Here is a 1,266-nt window from a genome sequence, read left to right on the forward strand (position 1 = left end):
TTCCGAGTAGGTTTGTGATAAAATCCTCGCTTTTTTATTTTTAGGCTCGGGAAGAACTAGTCACTCCCCTGACTAGTTCTTTATTCCATATGAGTCTTTTTAATGATGGATTGGATGCTTTTCATTAGAGGTCATATGGGGCTTTTTTGATACTCAAAAGGCCCTATAATCTCTATGGTGGAGTTACCCACTACAGTCTTATAGAGCCAGATAAACTAGCCCTTAAACTAGTTTGCTTTTTATTTTCTGTGTTATTTTTGAAAAAAGTAGTCTAAAAGAGTGGTTTAAGGCAAGATAAAAAGACCTTCCAACCCTTATTTTCACCAATTTTTTGAGATTAAGGCACGCCAAAGTCAGCCCAACCTTATCTCGCATTTTGGGCTTACTAATTTCTCTTGTATAGCGGAGATTTAAGAGAGGATTTAAGAATAAGGCCTTTAAGATGCTTGATGATGTCATTGATAGGCTACAAGAGGTGATACAAAGCCTGCATTAGTCTGTGTTGAAAACTATTGTTCATAGAAATTGGTTGTTTTCAGATTTTGATATTTGATGAGTATTAACTGTTATCAGAAAGTTAAAGGAGTCCAATTTAAGACAGATCTGAGCGACCTACCAGAAAATATGTCTTGGGATGAGTGTAGCTTTAAGAAGGGGAAAATGAGCTTTGTTGCACAAAATTTCGACTCGCTAAAAGTGATCGCTATTCTGGATGGGCGGACACAGACAACCATTCGAAACCACTTTCTACGCTATCCTAGTTCTGTCAGAAACCGTGTCAAAGTCATCACTATAGACATGTTTAGTCCTTACTATAAACTAGCCAAACAATCCCACTCTCTCATTTTCAAGCTCAGGCGGAAACGATATGGGGAGAGACAAAAGGAATACCACCGTAGTCTGTATTTTGACAAGTATTTGAGAAAACCTATCTAGTTAAAATATGTGTGAGACTAGATAGAATGAGAAAGAGAAGTTCATACGTTTGTCGTGGAGTCGTTCAGTTTGGCACGCCTTTTTTTGTTTTCTGTGTTATAATGGGATGAAAAACTACGGGACTATTTTTGCACCCCCTTTGAGCGGTTTGCACCCCCCTGAGAGGATAAAGGTTAGATTGTATGATTAAAGTGATAGCAACAGACATGGATGGCACCTTTTTGGATAGTTTTGGTAGTTATGATAAGGAGCGCTTTGAGCATGTTTTAAATGGTTTTGACTCTATGGGATGGTTATTGACTATAGCTAGTGGTCGTGGAATGTTGGCTT

At 38.2% G+C, this 1,266-nt stretch carries 2 pseudogenes; both read left to right on the forward strand.

Annotated features, from left to right (window positions below):
* Positions 1 to 562: 562 nt before the first annotated feature.
* Positions 563 to 831: pseudogene (locus ACVRZH_RS10140) on the forward strand (transposase); the annotation flags it as partial.
* Positions 832 to 1,142: 311 nt separating this feature from the next.
* Positions 1,143 to 1,266: pseudogene (locus ACVRZH_RS10145) on the forward strand (HAD family hydrolase); the annotation flags it as partial.

Source organism: Streptococcus fryi, from assembly GCF_053206505.1.